Annotated in this window: 16 protein-coding genes; 6 read left to right on the forward strand and 10 right to left on the reverse strand. The window is 67.7% G+C overall.

Annotated elements, in window-relative coordinates:
- Positions 1–54: 54 nt before the first annotated feature.
- The 6 genes from AC13F7_RS01735 to AC13F7_RS01760 all read right to left on the reverse strand — a co-directional run bounded on the left by AC13F7_RS01735 (position 55) and on the right by AC13F7_RS01760 (position 7360).
- Positions 55–2562: a DNA topoisomerase I gene (locus AC13F7_RS01735; protein ID WP_482999051.1), complete on the reverse strand. Its 2508-nt coding sequence runs from the start codon at positions 2560–2562 to the stop codon at positions 55–57.
- 195 nt (positions 2563–2757) lie between these two features.
- Positions 2758–3666 (reverse strand): RDD family protein, encoded by a 909-nt coding sequence (locus AC13F7_RS01740; RefSeq protein ID WP_482999052.1) that lies wholly within the window; start codon positions 3664–3666, stop codon positions 2758–2760.
- Between the two features lie 45 nt (positions 3667–3711).
- Positions 3712–4461 (reverse strand): pilin, encoded by a 750-nt coding sequence (locus AC13F7_RS01745; protein WP_481467276.1) that lies wholly within the window; start codon positions 4459–4461, stop codon positions 3712–3714.
- Between the two features lie 38 nt (positions 4462–4499).
- Positions 4500–4973: a DUF494 family protein gene (locus AC13F7_RS01750; RefSeq protein WP_088433666.1), complete on the reverse strand. Its 474-nt coding sequence runs from the start codon at positions 4971–4973 to the stop codon at positions 4500–4502.
- A 42-nt stretch (positions 4974–5015) separates the two neighbouring features.
- Positions 5016–6155 (reverse strand): DNA-processing protein DprA, encoded by a 1140-nt coding sequence (gene dprA / locus AC13F7_RS01755; RefSeq protein ID WP_482999053.1) that lies wholly within the window; start codon positions 6153–6155, stop codon positions 5016–5018.
- A gap of 74 nt (positions 6156–6229) precedes the next feature.
- Positions 6230–7360, reverse strand: coding sequence for a LysM peptidoglycan-binding domain-containing protein (locus AC13F7_RS01760; RefSeq protein WP_482999054.1), 1131 nt, complete (start codon positions 7358–7360; stop codon positions 6230–6232).
- Between the two features lie 126 nt (positions 7361–7486).
- Between AC13F7_RS01760 and def the strand changes: the two genes are divergently transcribed.
- The 5 genes from def (at position 7487) to AC13F7_RS01785 (ending at position 13453) form a co-directional block, all read left to right on the forward strand.
- Positions 7487–7999, forward strand: coding sequence for a peptide deformylase (gene def, locus AC13F7_RS01765; protein WP_482999055.1), 513 nt, complete (start codon positions 7487–7489; stop codon positions 7997–7999).
- Between the two features lie 99 nt (positions 8000–8098).
- Positions 8099–9022, forward strand: coding sequence for a methionyl-tRNA formyltransferase (gene fmt, locus AC13F7_RS01770; protein ID WP_481470341.1), 924 nt, complete (start codon positions 8099–8101; stop codon positions 9020–9022).
- A 1-nt stretch (position 9023) separates the two neighbouring features.
- A complete protein-coding gene (gene rsmB / locus AC13F7_RS01775) occupies positions 9024–10367 on the forward strand; it encodes a 16S rRNA (cytosine(967)-C(5))-methyltransferase RsmB (RefSeq protein WP_482999056.1) in 1344 nt (447 codons plus the stop codon).
- A gap of 26 nt (positions 10368–10393) precedes the next feature.
- Complete coding sequence (locus AC13F7_RS01780; protein WP_482999057.1) at positions 10394–12115, forward strand: ArnT family glycosyltransferase; 1722 nt, start codon at positions 10394–10396, stop codon at positions 12113–12115.
- Between the two features lie 36 nt (positions 12116–12151).
- Entirely contained in the window at positions 12152–13453 is a 1302-nt protein-coding gene (locus AC13F7_RS01785) for an O-antigen ligase family protein (protein ID WP_482999058.1), read from the forward strand.
- Here AC13F7_RS01785 and AC13F7_RS01790 read toward each other — a convergent pair.
- Positions 13438–14256 carry a glycosyltransferase family 2 protein gene (locus AC13F7_RS01790; RefSeq protein ID WP_482999059.1) on the reverse strand — a complete coding sequence of 273 codons (819 nt, stop codon included), beginning with the start codon at positions 14254–14256 and terminating at the stop codon, positions 13438–13440. The genes AC13F7_RS01785 and AC13F7_RS01790 overlap by 16 nt on opposite strands.
- On the opposite strand from AC13F7_RS01790, the gene AC13F7_RS01795 reads away from it, so the two are divergent.
- Positions 14255–15313: a CDP-glycerol glycerophosphotransferase family protein gene (locus tag AC13F7_RS01795; RefSeq protein ID WP_482999478.1), complete on the forward strand. Its 1059-nt coding sequence runs from the start codon at positions 14255–14257 to the stop codon at positions 15311–15313. The two genes, AC13F7_RS01790 and AC13F7_RS01795, sit on opposite strands and share 2 nt — an antisense overlap.
- Positions 15314–15322: 9 nt before the next feature.
- On the opposite strand, the gene AC13F7_RS01800 is transcribed toward AC13F7_RS01795, so the two are convergent.
- The 3 genes from AC13F7_RS01800 to ribA are packed head-to-tail and all read right to left on the reverse strand — an operon-like array spanning position 15323 to position 18581.
- Complete coding sequence (locus tag AC13F7_RS01800) at positions 15323–16840, reverse strand: PH domain-containing protein (protein WP_482999060.1); 1518 nt, start codon at positions 16838–16840, stop codon at positions 15323–15325.
- Positions 16837–17397: a PH domain-containing protein gene (locus AC13F7_RS01805; protein ID WP_482999061.1), complete on the reverse strand. Its 561-nt coding sequence runs from the start codon at positions 17395–17397 to the stop codon at positions 16837–16839. The genes AC13F7_RS01800 and AC13F7_RS01805 overlap by 4 nt, the downstream gene beginning before the upstream one ends.
- Positions 17398–17447: 50 nt before the next feature.
- Positions 17448–18581 (reverse strand): GTP cyclohydrolase II RibA, encoded by a 1134-nt coding sequence (gene ribA / locus AC13F7_RS01810; protein ID WP_482999062.1) that lies wholly within the window; start codon positions 18579–18581, stop codon positions 17448–17450.
- Between the last annotated feature and the right edge of the window lie 43 nt (positions 18582–18624).

Below are 18624 nucleotides of genomic sequence, written 5' to 3' on the forward strand. Positions count from 1 at the left end.
CCGGATGCATGGCCGGCATTATCCTCCCGCCGTGGCGGGAGGGGTCAACCAGGCTCAGCTGGCAGCGACCTTCTTGACGGCCTTCTTCACGGCTTTCTTGGCCACCTTTTTAGTCGCCTTCTTCGCCGTGGCCTTCTTGGCGACCTTCTTCACCGCGGCCTTCTTGGTGGCGGTCTTCTTGGTTGCTTCGCCAGCGGCGGCTTTCTTGGCCGGTGCCTTCTTGGCCACCACCTTCTTGGCGGCCTTCTTGCCGAAGCCCTTGCGCACCGGCTTGCCGGTGTCTTCCATCAACTTCTGTACTTCGGCCAGGGTCAACGAGGCGGGCTCACGATCCTTCGGGATCTTGCCGTTCATCTTGCCATCGCTGATGTACGGGCCGAAGCGACCGTTCAGCACCTGGATCTCGCTGCCCTCGAATTCCTTGATGATCCGATTGCGCGCGATCTCTTCCTTCTCTTCGATCAGGAACACGGCGCGGGCCAGGTCGATGGTGTACGGGTCGTCTTCCTTCTTCAGCGAGGCATAGGTGCTGCCACGCTTGGCGAACGGGCCGAAACGACCGATACCGACGCTGACATCCTCCTCCTTGTCCTGGCCGAGCGCGCGCGGCATCAGGAACAGCTCCAGCGCGTCTTCCAGGGAGATGGTGTGCATCGACTGGCCCGGGCGCAGCGAGGCGAACTTGGGCTTGTCTTCGGCATCCTCGGCGGTGCTGCCGATCGCGGCGTACGGCCCGAAACGGCCCAGGCGCACGCTGACCGGCTTGCCGGTCTTGGGGTCGGTGCCGAGCTCGCGCGCGCCACTGGCCTCGGCGCGGTCGACCGATTCGTTCTTCTCGCCGACCAGCTTGTGGAACGGCTCCCAGAAGCGTGCCATCAGCGGGATCCAGTCTTCCTCGCCACGCGACACCGCATCGAGCTCATCTTCGAGCTTGGCGGTGAAGTCGTAATCCACGTACTGGGTGAAGTGGCTGGACAGGAACTTGGACACTGCACGGCCCACGTCGGACGGGCGGAAGCTGCGGCCTTCCATCTCCACGTACTTGCGGAACAGCAGGGTCTGGATGATCGAGGCGTAGGTCGAGGGGCGGCCGATGCCGTACTCCTCGAGCGCCTTGACCAGCGCCGCTTCGGTGAAGCGCGGCGGCGGCTGGGTGAAGTGCTGTTCGGCCAGGATGCGCTCGAGCGGCACGCGGTCGCCGGGCTTCATCGCCGGCAGCTTGCGGCCTTCATCGTCATCCTCGGCACTCTTGTTGTCCTTGCCTTCTTCGTACACGGCCAGGAAGCCAGGCACGACCACGGTGGTGCCGCTGGCGCGGAATACATGCTCGCTGCCGGCCGACAGGTCCACGCTGACGGTGTTGAGCGTGGCCGGGATCATCTGGCAGGCGACAGCGCGCTTCCAGATCAGCTCGTACAGCTTGCGCTCGTCATCGGTGAGGAAGCGTGCCACCTGGGCCGGGGTGCGCAGCGCCGAGGTCGGACGCACGGCTTCGTGCGCTTCCTGGGCGTTCTTGGATTTGGTCTGGTACGTGTTCGGCTGGTCCGGCAGCGAGGCGATGCCGAAGTCGCGCGCGATCACGTCGCGGATCTCGGCCAGCGCGTCCTGCGAGAGGTTCACCGAGTCGGTACGCATGTATGAAATCAGACCGACGGTGCCTTCTTCCTCGCCGATCGCCACGCCTTCGTACAGCTTCTGCGCGACCTGCATCGTCTTGCGCGTGGTGAAGCCCAGCTTGCGCGAGGCTTCCTGCTGCAGCGTGGAGGTGGTGAACGGCGGGGCCGGGCGGCGCTTGCGCTCCTTGCTGGCCACATCGGTGACATGCAGCGCGCCCTGGGCGGCCTGCTGGATGCGCATGCGCGCGGCCTCGGCGGTGTCGCCGTCGGTCACGGTGAACTGTTCGAACTTCTGGCCGTCCAGCTTGATCAGGCGCGCATTGAAGTGCTGCGAAGGATGCGCGCACAGCGCATCGATGCTCCAGTACTCGCGGGCGATGAAGGCTTCGATCTCTTCCTCGCGCTCGACGATCATGCGCAGTGCCGGGCTCTGCACACGGCCGGCGGACAGGCCGCGCTGCACTTTGCGCCACAGCACCGGGGACAGGTTGAAACCGACCAGATAGTCCAGCGCGCGGCGCGCCTGCTGGGCATCGACCAGGTCGCCAGCGATCTCCCGCGGGTGCCCCATTGCTTCCTTGATGGCACGCGGGGTGATCTCGGTGAAGACCACGCGCTGCATCGGCTTGTCCTTGACCAGCCCGCGCTCGCGCAGGATCTCGGCGATGTGCCAGCTGATCGCTTCCCCCTCGCGATCCGGATCGGTCGCCAGGAAGATGTCGTCGGCGCCCTTGGCAGCCTTGACGATGGCATCGACGTGCTTTTCGTTCTTTTCGATGAGGTCGTAGCGCATCGCGAAGTTGTTGTCGGGATCGACCGCACCTTCCTTGGGCACCAGGTCACGCACATGCCCATACGAGGCCAGGACAGTGAAGTCCTTGCCGAGGTATTTGTTGATCGTCTTGGCCTTGGCGGGCGATTCGACGATGAGCAGGTGCTTGGGCATGGCGTCAGGATTCTATGGGCAGGGCCCCGGGGAGGGCCGCTAGGGTGGAGCAAATGGCCGCATTAGTGAAGCGGCGCGGGCGATATACATAAACCGAACGCCCGGGGGTGGGCCGGGCGTTCAGCTTTCTTGCCTATTAGTGGAATCACGCCGGGGCCGCTCGTGTCAAGCGGCCCAGTGTGAGGATTGCCCGGATCAGGACATCGACGCGATCACGCCGATCATGGCCAGCATCACGCCGAACAGGGCCACCACAGCCAGTGCGGCGATCACCAGGATCACGATGGTGACCGTGCCCAGACCACGCTGCTGAAGCTCCGGATGCTCGGTGAACGCCCACTTGTCCACCACCAGGGTGTCGCACATCATGTCGTGCAGCGCCTGCTTGCGCTCGGTGAAGGCGGCCATGATGAAGCCGATCATCAGGATCAGGCTGCTGACGATGGTCGCCAGGTAGCGGCAGAACGCCCGCAGGAAGCTGATGCGCTCGCCGTTGCCGCGCACGACCTTGATGCCGACGGCCATCTTGCCCAGCGTGGCGCCGCCGCGCGAGGCGTGGAAGCCGGCGTAGTAACCGATGCTGATCACCATGCTGAGCAGCATCACCACCAGCGTCAGCGCGACCTGCACACCTTCATTGCCGGAGCTGACCCCCATCACGTTGATGATCATGCTCAGCGGCAGGGTGACCACGGTCAGTAGGATGTAGTCGATGAAGTAGGCCGCGTAACGCTTCCAGAAGCCGGCATAGACCACGTCCTGGCCGCTGACCACGGCCGTGCTGGCATAGCCGGTGGCTGCGGCTGGGGCGGTGTACGGCGAGTAGCTGCCGCCACCGGTGCCCGGCAACGGGGCGGTGCCGTTGTCGATGGCAGTGTAATCGCCGCGCAGGTCGATGCCACTGCCGACCGTGCTGGCCGCGCTGGCCAGATGCTGCAGCTGCAGCTCATCGACCGCCTCGGACAGCGGTACCCACTGCGCGAACCCTTCCCGCCACACCAGCGTGGTCAGGGTGATCTCACCCCGCTGGAAGCGCTGGCGCATATCGTCTGCGCTCAGCGGTCCCTGACGTTCCTGGCCATCGGCGAAATACCACTCAGTCATTGCTTCAATCCCCTGTTGGGTGCATCCATGGACATCTGTCCGTTATCAGCCGCGGCAATCCAGCGGCAGGTACGTGTCATCAGGCTCACCACTGCATGTCCAGTGCTGTTGCTCACCGTCGTAATCCAGCCACAGCAGCTTGCCGTCCAGCGAGGTGCTGCCGGGCACGGTCAGTTCGGCCTCCACGCCGCAATGGCCATTGTCGAAACGGCCGATCCGCACGGCACCGACGGCACCAGCGGCGTAGCTTTCGGCGGGCTGGAAGCCCTCGTCATCGTTGACCGGGCAGCGGCCATGTTCGCTGGCGAACTCGGCCACGGCGGACTTGATCGGGACCAGCGTGGCGATCGCCTCGGTGGTCTTGCCACGCGCGACATACTCGCGGTATGCCGGTACCGCCAGCACGGCAAGCACGCCGCCGACGATCAGCACCAGCACGGCGAACACGGCCGCGATGATGCCCACGATCGCACAGCCACTCAGGCCCTTGCGGGGCGGCGGCACGACGGTAGGGTCGATGCTCGGAGCGGGCGTGATGGGCGTGATGGGCGCGGCGGGCAGTGCCGGCGGGACAGCGGGACCCGGCGTGATCGCCTCCACCGCCTCGGGGGCGGGAGCGATGTCCAACCCGATCTCGGCCGCCACGGATTCCAAGGGCTGCCACTGCGCCATGCCGTCGCGCCACACCAACGTATCCAGCGCGATGCGGCTGGAACGGTAGAGCGCGATCAACTCGTCAGCAGGCAGCGGACCGCGCTGCTGACTGTTTCCTTCTGCAAAAAACCACTGGTCCACCGGCCCGCTCCTGAATGCGCAAGGCGCTCAGTGTAAGGTCAGTGGAGCGGTTCGGGTTCGTCCACGAACATCTGGGTTTCCATCCAGGCGTACGCGGCTTCGGCCCCAGGCTGGTTGAACAGCACCATCAGCACGACCCATTTGAGGTCGTCCAGGTCCAGTTCGTCCTGGTCCAGCGCCATCGCGCGGTCCAGCACCAGCTCACGCTGGCTGGCATCGAGGATGCCGTGCTGCTCCAGGAACATCAAAAAGCCACGGCCTTCCACGTCGAGCTTGTCCAGCTCGGGCCCATGGAAAATCCGCACCGGGCCATTGACGCGGCCCAGCACCACGGCCGGGCGCTGCTCGGCGAGCGCGTCCAGCCAATCGAAGGCTTTATTGATCTCGGTGGGGCTGAAGCCGGCCTGGATCAGGCCGTTCTGGAGGGAGTCGCGGTCGCGGATGAGATCCGCGTCTTCGCTGAAATAATGTTCGAACAGGTACAGCAGGACATCCAGAATGCTCTCTTTCATTGCCCCTCGGCCTGCGTCAACGACGCTGTGGAGGTGAAGAAACTAGGGTTTTCGACAGTAGCGACCATAGGCGGCCATTACCTTTCCATCCAGTTCCATGACCAGCAGCATGGCCGACAGCTGGGCCGCCGTCAATCCGCTGCGCTGTATCAATGAATCCATACCCGTTGGGTCGTCATCCAAGGCTTTCCACAAGCACTGGTAGTCCGGGTCGGTGTAGGAGGGGGCGCTGTTGAGCACCGGTCGTGCCTGTTCAGTGGGGGCGTCCAGCCGGCTTCGCAAGGCCCCGGCCAGGGTCTGGGCCAGCGCGGTCAGGCCGGCGGTCACCTCGGCCGGTTCTTCCACCAGCGCCGCCCCCTGGCGGATCAGCCGGTGGCAGCCGCGGGCACGTGCGTTGCGGATCGAGCCGGGCAGGGCGAACACCTCCCGCCCTGCCTCGGTGGCGCAGCGGGCGGTGATCAGCGCGCCGGAGCGCTGGGCGGCTTCGATCACCAGGGTGCCCAGGCTGAGCCCGGCAATGATCCGGTTGCGCGCAGGGAAGTGCGCCTGGATGGCCGGCATGCCCGGCGGATACTCGCTGACTACCGCCCCGCTCCCCGCGATCCGGGCATGCAGGGCGGCATGTTGGCGCGGATAGGTCTGCTCCAGGCCGGTGGCGACCACCGCGACGGTCATCCCGCCGTGCACCTGAAGTGCGCCGTCATGGGCCTGCGCGTCCACACCGGTGGCCAGCCCGCTTACCACCGACCACCCGTCGCGGGCCAGGGCCGTCGCGAAGGCGTGCGCGTGTTCCCGGCCGCCGGGAGTCGGTGAGCGGCTGCCGACCACGGCCACGGCGGGATGCCAGAGCCGGGCCGGCTCTCCATCCACGAACAACGCCAGGGGCGGCTCCTCGATCTGGGCCAGCAGCGCCGGGTAGTCGGGATCGGTCAGGCCCAGAAGGTGATGTTGATCCTCGGCCAGCCACGCCAGGCCACGCGCCAGATACGGTTCGTCGGGCAACGCCAGCCGTGCGCGTTGCGCGGGGGTGCAGCCGGCGGCGCGCCACGCGCTGGGGCCCGCCCGCAGCGCGGCCGCCGCGTCCGGAAATGCCCGGAGCAGGCGCAGACGGGGTGGCAGGGCACCGCCGGCCAGGACCAGGGTGAGCAGGGCGGTGGACGTCGCAGGGCAGGGAATCGGCATCCCGGCAGCCTGGGCCGCAAACGACGACGGCGCCCTAGGGCGCCGTCGGATGGCAGGGTAGGACTCTGCCGCGGTTACTTCGTATCGGGATGCAGTGCCGAATACCCGACCCTGACCGGCTTCACGCCTTCCATCACCAGTGCATAGCTGACGTTCTCGAAGGTGCGGAACACCATCGCATGGGCGGCGTACTCGTCCGGCAGGGTGACCCGGCCGGCACCGCTGGTCAGCGCATCGTCCATCCGCGACGAGTTCGGGTAGTCCATGCGGTGCGCCACATGACGGCCCTGCCGCCACAGCGAGAACACCGTGCCGTTGTCCACCCCGTTGGCGCTGCCGGCGGAAATCGCGATCACGTCGCGCGGGCCGCCCGCGGTGAAGGTGTCGGCCACGGCCAGTACGCGGACGTCCAGATCGGCGGTCTGCGGGGCGGGCACGTGCGGCACGAACTGCAGATCGTACGGGCGGGCCTCGATCGGGACCAGGCGGTCGCCGGCGCGGACTTCACGGCCATCGACCTGGCCCTGCAGTACCAGCGAGGTCACCTCGACGTTGCCGCTCTGCACCCGGCTCACCGTGCCGACATTGATCTGGGCCAGCTCGTAGCCCAGCGTCTGGTGGCGCTTGCTCGGCACGATGAAGGTCTTCCAGACATTGCCGCTGCCGGGCGTGGTGTCGCCCCGGGCGTTCAGGTCTTCGGTCGGCTTGGGCAGGGCGTACTGCACGGTCGGGCGGACCACCGCGTAGCGCTGGCCGACCTGGGCATTCTCCAGGCCCCGCACATAGGCGGTCTGGCCGGTGGTGGCGCGCAGGCGGTTGTCTTCCAGACTAACCACGTAGGGCAGCGACTTGACCTCGTCGACCACGCTCAGCTGCTTCAGGAAGGGCTCGACCTGCTCCAGCGGGACGCCGTTGATCGGGGCCTCCCGGCGCGGGCCGGGCTGGGCCACGACGCGGTCCAGATAGGCCAGACTGAGCACGTCACCCGGGTAGATCAGGTGCGGATTCTTGACCTGCGGGTTGGCCTGCCAGATTTCCGGCCACAGCCAGGGCTTCTGCAGGAAGCGCGCCGAGATGTCCCACAGCGTGTCCCCTTTGCGCACGACATAGGTATCCGGGTGCCCGCCATTCATTTCCACGGCGGTAGCATAGGTAGCGACGGTCAGCATCGCTACGGCGACGACCGTACGAGTTCGTTCAAACATAGATGTGGTGCCTGATTCCCCAACAGGTTCGCGCACTATAGTCCAGAAACCGGGGCGCGGGGCAAGCGTTGGCGATAGAATCGCCCTGTACGCCGCTTCGACCGGCGCCCCCTACCGGTATTTGCCATGGCTCTCCTGCCCATTCTTGAATTTCCCGATCCGCGCCTGCGCACCAAGGCTGCGTTGATGGATGCCGCCGACGTGACCACGCCGGCGTTCCAGACCCTGATCGATGACATGTTCCAGACCATGTACGACGCGCCGGGCATCGGCCTGGCCGCCAGCCAGGTCGACGTGCACAAGCGTTTCATGGTGATCGACGTCAGTGAGGAGAAGGACACCCCGATGGTGTTCATCAACCCGGAGATCGTCGCCAACGAAGGCGGCCAGGTCTATCAGGAAGGCTGCCTGTCGGTGCCGGGCATCTTTGCCGATGTCACCCGCGCCAACCAGATCACCGTGCGCTACCTGGACCGCCACGGCGTGGCCCAGGAGCTGACCACCGACGGCGTGCTCGCCGTGTGCGTGCAGCACGAGATGGACCACCTGGACGGCAAGCTGTTCATTGATTACCTCTCCCCGCTCAAGCGCGAGATGGTGCGCAAGAAGCTGGCCAAGCAGCGCAAGCACGTTGCCTGAGGTGATTGCAGCGACCGCCGCGCGGGTTGACCGCGCGACGTGTCCTGTCGCGCGGCGCCGGACATCGGCGCCGTTTTACGTTCTGTTAGTGGGGTCGCCATGAAGATTGTCTTTGCCGGTACGCCGGCGTTCGCCGTGTCCTCGCTGCGCGCTGCAGCCCGCCACCATGAAGTGGTCGCGGTGTACACCCAGCCTGATCGGCCCGCCGGCCGCGGCCGTGGCCTGGCGCCCTCGCCGGTCAAGCTGGAAGCGATCGCGCGCGGCATCCCGGTGTTTCAGCCGGAAAGCCTCAAGACCCCCGACGCCCAGCAGCAGCTGCGCGACCTGCAGCCGGATCTGATGGTGGTGGTGGCCTATGGCCTGATCCTGCCCAAGGCCGTGTTGGCGATCCCGACCCACGGCTGCTGGAACGTGCACGCCTCCCTGCTGCCGCGCTGGCGCGGTGCCGCGCCGATCCAGCGCGCGATCCAGGCCGGCGATACCGAAACCGGCGTGTGCCTGATGCAGATGGAAGCGGGGCTGGACACCGGTCCGGTGCTGCTCAAGCAGCACATCGCGATCGGTGCCAACGATACCGGTGGCCAGTTGCACGATCGCCTGGCTGCATTGGGTGAGCAGGTGCTGTCCGATGGCCTGGGCCTGCTGCGTGCCGGCATCAAGCCGATCGCGCAGCCGCAGCCCGAGGCGGGCGTCACCTACGCGCACAAGCTGGACAAGGCCGAAGCCCGTCTGGACTGGTCCGACGATGCCCAGGCCCTGGCCCGTACCGTGCGCGCCTTCAACCCGTGGCCGATCGCCGAGGCGACATTGGCCGGCGAGCGCGTCCGCATCCATGGTGCGATCGCGCTGGAGGACAACCAGGGCAAGGCCCCGGGCACGCTGCTGGCCGCCTCGCGCGACGGCATCGACATCGCCTGCGGCCAAGGTGCGCTGCGCCTGCGGGTGCTGCAGCGCGAGGGTGGCAAGGCGATCACCGCCGCCGACTATCTCAATGCCCGTCGTGATCTTGGCGTGGGTGCCTGAGATGACCAACGCGCGTCCCGGCAAGCCTGCAGGCCCCTACACCGCCCATACCGCCCCCGGCGTGCCGACCCGCGTGCTGGCCGCGCGCGTGCTGGCCCAGGTGATCGGCCGCGGCCGTTCGCTCAAGGCCGAACTGGCCACCGCACTGCCGACCCTGGACGACAGCCGCGACCGCGCGCTGCTGGAGGCGCTGTGCTTTGCCGTGCTGCGGCGCCGCGCGGCCTATGACGCCGCGCTGGCGCAGTGGATGCCGCGGCCGCTGAGCGTGCGCGAGGATGAACTGCGCGCGCTGCTGCTGGTCGGCTTCGCCCAGCTCGACGCGCTGGAGCTGCCGGCGCACGCCGCGCTGTCGGCCACGGTCGACGCTGCCCGCGCGATGGGTCGTGACCGCCAGGCCGGCATGGTCAATGCGCTGCTGCGCCGCGCCCAGCGCGAAGGCATTCCACCGCTGCCGGCGCGCGATGCCTTCCCGCTGTGGATGGCCGAGAAGATCGAACAGGATTGGCCGGAGGAGGCCGATGCCGTGTTCAGTGCGAGCCTGCAGGCCGCGCCGCTGTGGCTGCGGGTCAACCGCCAGCACAGCAGCCGCGATGCGATGTTGCAGCAGTTGGAGGCAGCCGGTATCGCGGCCGAGCCATCCAGCGTGGGTGCCGACGCGATCTGCCTGCCGGTGCCGGTGGCTGTCTCCGCGCTGCCAGGCTTCGCCGATGGCGCGCTGTCGGTGCAGGATCTGTCTGCCCAGCAGGTGGCCGATGCGCTCGCGCCGCGCCCGGGGTCGCGGGTGCTTGATGCCTGCGCCGCACCGGGCGGCAAGGCCGCACACCTGCTGGAGCGCGATCCCACCCTGCAGCTGTTGGCGCTGGACATCGATGCGCGCCGGCTCAAGCGGATCAGCGAAACGTTCGTGCGTACCGGCGTGGGCCAGAATGCGAAGGTACTGGCCGGTGACGCGACCGATCCGGCCAGCTGGTGGGACGGGCAGTTGTTCGACACCATCCTGCTCGACGCCCCCTGTTCGGCCACGGGCATCATCCGCCGCCAGCCGGATGTGCTGGCGCATCGCCGCGCGACCGACATCGACGCGCTGATCGCCTTGCAGGCACGCCTGCTGGATGCCTGCTGGACGATGCTTACCCCGGGTGGAACCCTGCTGTATGCGACATGTTCAATCCTGCGCGATGAAAACCAGTTCCAGGTGGAAGCCTTCCTGCAGCGCACCCGTGATGCCGGCTTCCTGCCGCTGGGCGAGGCGTATGGCCACGATTCCTGGGCCGGGCGCCAGCGCCTGCCAGGTGAGAACGGTGCTGACGGCTTCTTCTATGCGCGTCTGTTAAAGAAGGGCTGATCCGAACCCGGCTAGAATTCCGCCCCATGCTAAAAAACCGCGCATCCCGAGAATTCTGGCTGCTTGCCCTGATGGCCCTGCTCGTTCTGGGGGCTGGCCTGGGCATGCGTGATCCGTGGCCGTCCGATGAGCCACGCTTTGCGCTGGTCGCCAAGCAGATGGTGGAGAGCGGCGACTGGCTGTTCCCGCATCGCGGCACCGAGCTGTATTCGGATAAGCCGCCCATGCTGATGTGGTCGCAGGCGACCTTGTACACACTGATCGGCGACTGGCGCGTGGCGTTCCTGTTGCCCTCGTTGCTGGCCGCGCTGGGGACGCTGGCCTGCGTCTATGACCTCGGCCGCCGCCTGTGGACACGGCGGGTCGGGTTGTACGCGGCGTGGGCGCTGCTGTTCGCGCTTCACTTCACCTTCCAGTCCAAGAAAGCCCAGATCGACCCCCTGGTGGTCTTCTTCATCACGTTGGCCAACTACGGCCTGCTGCGGCACCTGCTCGGTGGGCCGGCGTGGCGATGGTGGTGGCTGGGCTGGTTCGCTGCCGGGCTGGGGGTGATCACCAAGGGCGTGGGGGTGATCGCGCTGCTGATGATCGTGCCGGCCGCGGTGGCATCGCTGCTGGGCTGGCCGCGGGTCAAGCTGCACATCCGCGACTGGCGCTTCTGGGTCGGTCCGCTGGCCTTCGTGCTGGCGATTGCGTTGTGGCTGGTGCCGATGGTGGTGACCGCCCTGGGCAGCGGCTCGACCGAGTACCGCGCCTATCTGGATGACATCCTGTTCCGGCAGACCGCCAAGCGGTACGCGCAGTCCTGGGATCACCACCAGCCCTGGTGGTATTTCCTGGGCACGATGCCGTCGATGTGGATTCCGGCCTTCCTGGCGATTCCGTGGGCGATTCCGGCCTGGCGCCGGCGTCTGCAGCGCCGCGATGCGCGCTACCTGCTGCCGCTGGTATGGTGGTTGCTGATCGTGCTGTTCTTCTCGATCCCCAACGGCAAGCGTGACGTCTACATCCTGCCGGCGCTGCCGATGTTCTGCCTGGCGCTGGCGCCGCTGTTGCCGGGACTGCTGCGCAAGCGCGCGTTCCAGTGGCTGCTGGGCGGTTTTGTCGCGCTGCTGGCGCTGGGCCTGCTCGGCATCGGCATCTCGATGTTGCTGGGGCAGCCGGGCTTCGAGCGCAAACTGATTCTGGACCGGGGCATCGATACCGCGGTGACCTCCGGCCTGGGCTGGGTGGCCGTGGCGCTGGGCAGTTGGGCGGTGCTCACCCTGTGCGTCGCCGGCGTGCGGCGCTTCCATCTGGCGGTCGTGGCGACGCTGACCATGGCGTGGGTGGCGTTCGGGCTGATCGGCTACCCCCTGTTCAACGACTCCAGCTCCGCGCGGGGCCTGATGCAACAGGTCGGCCAGCGCATCGGCCCTGATGCGGAACTGGGCCTGGTGGCCTGGAAAGAACAGAACCTGCTGATGGCCGACCGTGATGCGGCCACCTTCGGTTTCAACCGCCGTTGGGACCGCCAGCTCGCCGACGGCGTTGCCTGGCAGGCGGCGCTGCCGCAGCAGCGCTGGCTGCTGGTGCAGGAGGACGCGCTGCTGGCCTGTGTGGACCGCACCAGCGCCGAGCTGGCCGGGGTCGCCAACCGTCGTCGTTGGTGGTTGGTAAGGCCGGGTGACATCCATGGCCCCTGCGTGGCCAGTGCCGAGGAACAGGCACGCGAGCGCGCGCTGCACCGGATCGACGGCGATGAGTGATCTCTGCACTGCTGCGTGTGGCAATCGAGGTTGGCAATGACGTTCTCCCCCGCATCCGGGCCGGCCGCGCCTGTCTCCCTGCCGCCGCTGCAGGGACGTGCCGGCGTGGCCCATTGGATCGCCACCGTCGGCCTGTTCTGCATGCCCGCGCTGGTGTTGACGCTGCCGCAGAACCTGCTGCCCTATGGGATCCTGTTGCTGCTGAGCACGCTGCTGGCGCCGGACTACCTGTGGCGCGCGCGGGGCATGGCGGGGCGGCCGGTGGTCGTGCTGTCGTGGATGGTGATGGCGACGGTCGGTTTCGCGCTTATCTCCATACACCTGTTTGACCAAGGGCTGCGCGACATTGATGTACGTTCCCGCTTTGTGGTGATTCCTTGGATCGCGTTGTGGGTGTGTGCATTGCGGCCGGACATGCGCTGGCTGTGGACCGGGGCGCTGGCCGGTTTGATCGGTACGATGGTGCTGTCGATCCTCCAGGTGGCTGGCGGTGCTGCCCGCGCCGAACTGACCACCAATGCGATCGTGCTGGCCGACATCGTGCTGGTGCTGATGGTGCTGCTGGTGTTCTGCCGGCCACACCAGCGCTGGACCTGGGTGATCGCGGGTATGGTCGCCGGCTGCGTCACGATCGTGCTCAGCGGTAGCCGGGGTGTCTGGCTGGCGCTGCTGGCGTTGCTGGTGGTGATGGCAATGAGCCTGCGCTGGCGCACCGGGCCCGCGCGCCTGGGCGTGCTGCTGGCTCTGGTGGCGATTGCCGGCACCTTGACCCTGACCATTCCCAGCCTGCGCGAGCAGGTCCGGCTGACCGAGCTCAAGCACGACGTGGTGCGGATGGAGCGCGGTGACAGCGATTCCTCGGCCGGTGCCCGTGTGGAGCGGTTGCAGGTGGCCTATGAGACCTTCCTCGATCATCCGCTGACCGGCGTGGGCATCGGCCACTTCGACAGCGCGATGCAGCGGCTGCCGGTCTGCCGGGACGATCCCAGCGAGCTGCGCTGCCATCTGGGCCACGCGCACAACGATCTGGCCGAGTGGGCCGCGACCCAGGGCGCGCCGGGCCTGCTGTTGCTGCTGGCCATCTACGGCGTGCCGCTGTGGGTGTTCATCGGCCTGCACCGGCGCAGCGGCGAGCAGACCTTCCGTGGCCCGGCCGCTGCCGGGATCATGGTGGTGGTGACCTATGTGCTGTGCGGGATCACCCAGTCGATGTTCGCGCACCAGATCACGGCCAGCTTCTACGTCACCATCGTCGGCCTGCTGGCCGGGCTGTCCATCGTCCAGGGCCATACGCGTCGTCTGGCGTTGGCGCGGGCCAGGGCTCAGCCGCCGCGCTGATCCCGCGGCGGGTCGGTGACCGGCTGCCCGTTCTGCAGCATCCACAGCATGATGGTCTTCTGGCGCACGTAGTTGGCGCGGACATAGGCATAGACCAGCCCGTGCCAGCCATCGCGGAAGCCGCCGCGCAGCAGCAGTCCACGCCAGAACCGCCATGCCGGGGCCAGGATCAGCTTGGGCAGCGTGGCGCGCTTGCCGCGCGCGAACTCGTGCTCGGCCATCATCCGTGCGTAGCGCTGGGTCTTGAGCAGCTGCTGCTCCAGCGAACGGTAGGGGTAATGGATCAGATCGCCATGCAGGGTGCCGACCGCCCCGTCGACGCTGGCTGCCTCATGGATCTCTCGTTTGCCGCGCCAGCCGCCATGGCGGCGGTCGAACAGGCGCAGGACCCGGTCCGGGTAGGCGTTGCCATGCTTCAGGAACTTGCCGAAGTACTCGGAGAGCCGTGCGAACCGGTAGCCGTGGTGGCCGGCGAAACCGTTGGCCTGGGCGGACAGGATCGCCTCACGCAGGGCATCGCTGATGCGCTCATCTGCGTCCAGGCACAGCACCCAGTCATGCGTGGCCTGCGCGACACAGAACGCCTTCTGGCTGCGGAAACCATCGAAAGGACGTTGCAGGACCCGGGCGCCGGCGGCCGTCGCGATCGACACGGTCGCATCGGTGGACTGTGAGTCCACCACGACGATCTCGTCGCAGAAGGCCAGCGAGGTCAAACAGTCGCCGATGCGGTCGGCCTCATTGAACGCGATAATGCAGGCCGAAATGCGAGGCCGTTCAGTGGGAGCGGTCGAGGAGGACATGATGGCCGAGTACCTGCTGTTTGCGACGGAGCGTTATGCGCTGCCCATTCTCGCCCCTCTGGCGCAGGCGTTGCACGCATCCGGTCAATCGGTGTCGGCCTGGTTCGCCGATGGCGCCGCTGGCGCGTCGCTGCCGGGGGTGCCCAATGTGGGCCTGAAAGACGCGCTGGCACTGCGCCCGCGCGCGGTCTTCAGCGCCGCCAACTGGGTGCCGCCGTTCATCGCCGGGGCCAAGGTGCAGGTCTTCCACGGCTTCAATGTGCAGAAGCGCGACAGCGCCCGCGGCCATTTCCGGGTGCGCGGCCTGTTCGATCTGTACTGCACGCAGGGCCCGGCCACGACCGCCCCGTTCCGCGAGCTGGCCGCGCGCGAGGGCCACTTCGCCGTGGCCGAGACCGGTTGGCCCAAGCTGGACCCGCTGTTCCGCGATGACGGTGGTCTGAGCGCGGGATTGCGCGTGCCGGCACAGGGCCGCCCGGTGATCCTGTTCGGCTCCACCTTCACCGAGCGGCTGAGCGCCGCGCCGCACCTGTACGAGCAGATCGCGGCCGATATCGCCCGCGGCGAGCACTACTGGCTGCTGACCCTGCACCCCAAGTGCGCCCCGGAGTTGTTCGACCGTTACCGCGCGCTGGCCGGCCCGCATGCGCGCTTCATCGAGCCGGAACAGGTGATGGCCGCGCAGCGCGCCGCCGATGTGCTGGTCTCGGACACTTCCTCGATCGTCTCGGAGTTCATCGTGCAGCACAAACCGGTGGTGACCTTCCGTAATCGTGTCCCCCAGCCGCACATGATCGATTTCGACGAGGCCACCCAACTGCCGGCGATGCTGGCCCAGGCGTTGAATCCCGCCCCGGCGTTGATGGCCGAGATCCGCCGCTACGCCGATACCATCCATCCGTTCCGCGATGGATACTCCTCCGAGCGGGTGATCGCGGCGACCGAGGATTTTCTTGCGGGTGAACTCGGCACGCTCAAGCGCAAGCCGTTTGGTGCGTGGACGCGCGCTCTGCAGATCCGCAAGGATCTCGGGTATTGGGGGCCAGCGAAGCGGTAAGGCTCTCTCTTACCAGCGCAGGCGACGGTTCGCCAGCGCGCGGCCCAACTGTTCGTACACCGCACGCGCCTCCGCTTCCGGCAGGTACTGCAGCACCAGTGGCGTGCCCATGCCTGCACCCGCGGTATCCAGCCATACGCTGGCGGTGCCCAGCCGGCGGTCCAGCGGCGAGCGGATCAGGCGCAGCGCCTGCAGCTTGTCCAGTTCGGCAAAGCGCCACCAGCGCTGCCACCAGCCTCCGCGTACGGCGACGTAGTCGTCATCCAGGTGATAGCCGATGCGCTCCATCTGCCGGTGCGCGCGGAACGCCGCCCACGGCAACCACAGCAGCAACACCGCGCCCCATGCCCCGCCGTACCAGATCGCTGCCGCCGTCAGCAGCGGAACGAGGCACAGCGCGCCCAGGCACAGCCGCCACCAACCGCGCATCTGCACCGGCTGCCAGCGCGCCGGCGGCCAGTGCAGGTGCGGCAGCAGATGCTGGACCAGCCCATCGCAGACGGCCGGCGTGGCCAGCGGGGCCAGCTCACGCAGATCGCGCCGCTCGCCTTCGCCGGGATTGCCGGCAGCGATATCGATACGTAGTTGCCGGCGCTGGAACCAGCGCTGCAGCGCGCTCTCGCGCAGTGTCCACGCCTGGATGCGGCGCCGCGCGACACTGGTACGCATGCGGGTCAGCAAGCCGCTGGCCACGGTCAGCCGACGCTCGTGCTCACTGAGCCGGAAGCCGTAGTAGCGCAGCAGCGCGAGCACCACCGACAACACCCGCAGCATCACCCAGAAGCCGACCACGGCGATGAAGGCGCCAACCGCCCACAGCCCCATCCCGGGATGCAGGTGGCTGGCATAGCCGAAGGCCTGCCGGCCGCCGGCCTCGATCACATCGGAGACGCTGCCACGCGGGAACAACTGCACCATCGCGCCCAGCACTGCCACCACCACGACCCAGCCGCGGTTGGAGAGCAGGCCGATACGGACCACCTCGCCGGGGCTCAAGGCCAGCAGCACATCTTCGGCCGGTTCGGCCGCAGCGGTGCCGCCCTCGGCCGTGGCCGGCACTGCCTGACCGCGCTGGCGTACCAGGCGCTCCAGTGCCAGGGCCTGATCGAGCTTGAGTACCCGCATTTCCGCTTCGGGGCGATGGCCGCCGGCCGATTCCAGCTTCAGCTCGGCCACGCCGAACAGGCGATGCAGCGGGTTCTGATGGACCGCCACGTTGTGGATGCGCGCGAAGGGAATCTCGCGACGATTGCGCGCGAACACGCCACTGCGCACGGTGATGGCCGACGCGCCGATCCGATAGCGATAGGTGAGGTACTGCAGCACCGAGAACGCCACCAGCGCCACCACGGCGATCACCGGGCCGAGTGACAGCCACAGCTCATCGCGATCGCCGCGCTGGCCGAACACCACCAGCGCGATCAGCGGTATCAAGCCCTGACGCAGCTGCATCAGCAGCACGAACAGCCATGACCAGGGATGCAGCCGCTGCTCCGGCGCGGCGTCAAGCGGCGGCGGCGTACTCACAGCGCGTCGTCATCCTGGTCCAGCTGGTGCGCGAGGGTGTCGCGCAGGCGCTCGGCATCGGCGCTGTCCAGGCCACTGAGCGTGACCGCACTGAAGCGGCTGCCGGCGGTATGCACGACCAGCGTGCTCAAGCCGGCACTGCGTTCGATCGGGCCACGGCGCAGATCCAGGTGCTGCACGCGCGAAGTCGGTACACGGGTTTCGTTCTGCCAGAGCAGGTCACGGCGCAAGCCGAGGCCTTGCGCGTCGAGCCGCCAATACGTGCGGCGCTGGCGGCGGAACGCGAGGGCCGCACCGACCAGCGCGCCGATCACGAGCATGCCGGCCGCACCCCACCAGCGTCCCGGCAGATCGAACACCACCCACAGCGCGCCGAGCACGCCACCCAGCAGGAGCGCGCCGGCGATCGCACCGCCAAACGCGGCCAGCGAGGCCGAACGCAGCGGCATCGCCTGCCAGTCAGGGGCGGCCGGTAAGGGCGGCAGGGGCGGCGGCACGGGAGTGTCGAGAAGATCGGACAAGGCAGGGCGCTCGGCTGGAAAACGGACCGGGCGCATGCGTACAGGTGCAACCGCCCGTGGCGCAGACGGTAGCAGGTTGCCGTGGGCTATTGCGCGGCCTGGATCAGTGCATCGACATCGAGCAGGTGGCCGGCGCGTTCGGCCTTGGTGCGCAGGTACTGCTCGTTCTCGGCGGTGATGTCGCCGGTGACCGGCACGCAGTCGACCACGTCGATGCCGGCATTGCGCAGCCGCTGGGCCTTGGTCGGGTTGTTGCTGAGCAGCTGCACACGGCTGACCCCCAGGCCCTGCAGCATCGCCACGGCACTGCCGTAGCGGCGCTCATCGGCACCAAAGCCGAGCTGGGCATCGGCGTCGATCGTGTCCAGGCCGTCGTGCTGGTAGCCGTAGGCGCGCATCTTCGCGGCGATGCCGGTGCCGCGGCCTTCCTGGTCCAGATACAGCAGCACGCCGCCGCCGAGGTCCTTGAGCTTGCGCAGACCGCGCCGCAGCTGGTCGCCGCAGTCGCACTTGAGCGAACCGAACAGATCACCGGTCAGGCAGGAGGAATGCACCCGCACCGGCACTACGGCGGACAGATCCGGGCTGCCGACGATGATCGCAACCTGGTCGCGCTGGGCCACGCCGCCGCGGAACACCGCGAATTCGGTCATGCCGACCTCGCGCAACGGCACCGGCGATCGGGCCACCAGCTCATACGCGTGCGCGGCCTGCTCGGCACCCTGGCTCAGGTCGCATAGCGAGACCTGTGCGCAGACATCGAAGCGTCGGTCATCAGCGTTCAGCAGCACACCGACCATCGCCGGCAACAGCAGGCCGAGGCGGGCGATCTCCACGGCGCCATCATCCAGCGCCTCGCCACCGGTCCAGCCCGGCGGCATCGCGCCCGGATCGCGCAGGTAGCTGAGCGAGGGCAGGGCATCGAAGTCGATCCCGGCCAGCGGCACGCGCGCGCCACGTTCGGCACTCACCCCGAGCACGCGCGCGCGGGTGGCGGTGAGGAACAGGTAGTGGCGCTCTTCCGCGGCCGAGGCGAAGGCGGCGAAACTGGTGCGGGTGCTGCTGTCCAGTGCGATGAAGGCCAAGCGCTGGCCGTGGCCATCATCGATCACCACCGGCCGACCGGCGCGCAGTTCAGCCACCGCGCGCTCGCAGCGGATCGCGGCCGGGTCGCCGAACAGGGAAGAAGCAGGGGACATGACAGGGGCCGTGGGGGACATCGTGGGTTCCACAGTGGGGACGGATCGCGGCGATTCAATCGCA

Source organism: Stenotrophomonas sp. K-6 (genome assembly GCF_056861555.1).

What these genes read in the sequence shown, in the direction of transcription:
- AC13F7_RS01740 (WP_482999052.1), bottom strand. Translation starts at nt 3,666, where the DNA reads ATGACTGAGTGGTATTTCGCCGATGGCCAGGAACGTCAGGGACCGCTG.
- AC13F7_RS01750 (WP_088433666.1), bottom strand. Translation starts at nt 4,973, where the DNA reads ATGAAAGAGAGCATTCTGGATGTCCTGCTGTACCTGTTCGAACATTAT.
- AC13F7_RS01735 (WP_482999051.1), bottom strand. Translation starts at nt 2,562, where the DNA reads ATGCCCAAGCACCTGCTCATCGTCGAATCGCCCGCCAAGGCCAAGACG.
- fmt (WP_481470341.1), top strand. Translation starts at nt 8,099, where the DNA reads ATGAAGATTGTCTTTGCCGGTACGCCGGCGTTCGCCGTGTCCTCGCTG.
- AC13F7_RS01780 (WP_482999057.1), top strand. Translation starts at nt 10,394, where the DNA reads ATGCTAAAAAACCGCGCATCCCGAGAATTCTGGCTGCTTGCCCTGATG.
- AC13F7_RS01785 (WP_482999058.1), top strand. Translation starts at nt 12,152, where the DNA reads ATGACGTTCTCCCCCGCATCCGGGCCGGCCGCGCCTGTCTCCCTGCCG.
- rsmB (WP_482999056.1), top strand. Translation starts at nt 9,024, where the DNA reads ATGACCAACGCGCGTCCCGGCAAGCCTGCAGGCCCCTACACCGCCCAT.
- def (WP_482999055.1), top strand. Translation starts at nt 7,487, where the DNA reads ATGGCTCTCCTGCCCATTCTTGAATTTCCCGATCCGCGCCTGCGCACC.
- AC13F7_RS01760 (WP_482999054.1), bottom strand. Translation starts at nt 7,360, where the DNA reads ATGTTTGAACGAACTCGTACGGTCGTCGCCGTAGCGATGCTGACCGTC.
- AC13F7_RS01790 (WP_482999059.1), bottom strand. Translation starts at nt 14,256, where the DNA reads ATGTCCTCCTCGACCGCTCCCACTGAACGGCCTCGCATTTCGGCCTGC.
- dprA (WP_482999053.1), bottom strand. Translation starts at nt 6,155, where the DNA reads ATGCCGATTCCCTGCCCTGCGACGTCCACCGCCCTGCTCACCCTGGTC.
- AC13F7_RS01805 (WP_482999061.1), bottom strand. Translation starts at nt 17,397, where the DNA reads ATGCGCCCGGTCCGTTTTCCAGCCGAGCGCCCTGCCTTGTCCGATCTT.
- ribA (WP_482999062.1), bottom strand. Translation starts at nt 18,581, where the DNA reads ATGTCCCCCACGGCCCCTGTCATGTCCCCTGCTTCTTCCCTGTTCGGC.
- AC13F7_RS01795 (WP_482999478.1), top strand. Translation starts at nt 14,255, where the DNA reads ATGATGGCCGAGTACCTGCTGTTTGCGACGGAGCGTTATGCGCTGCCC.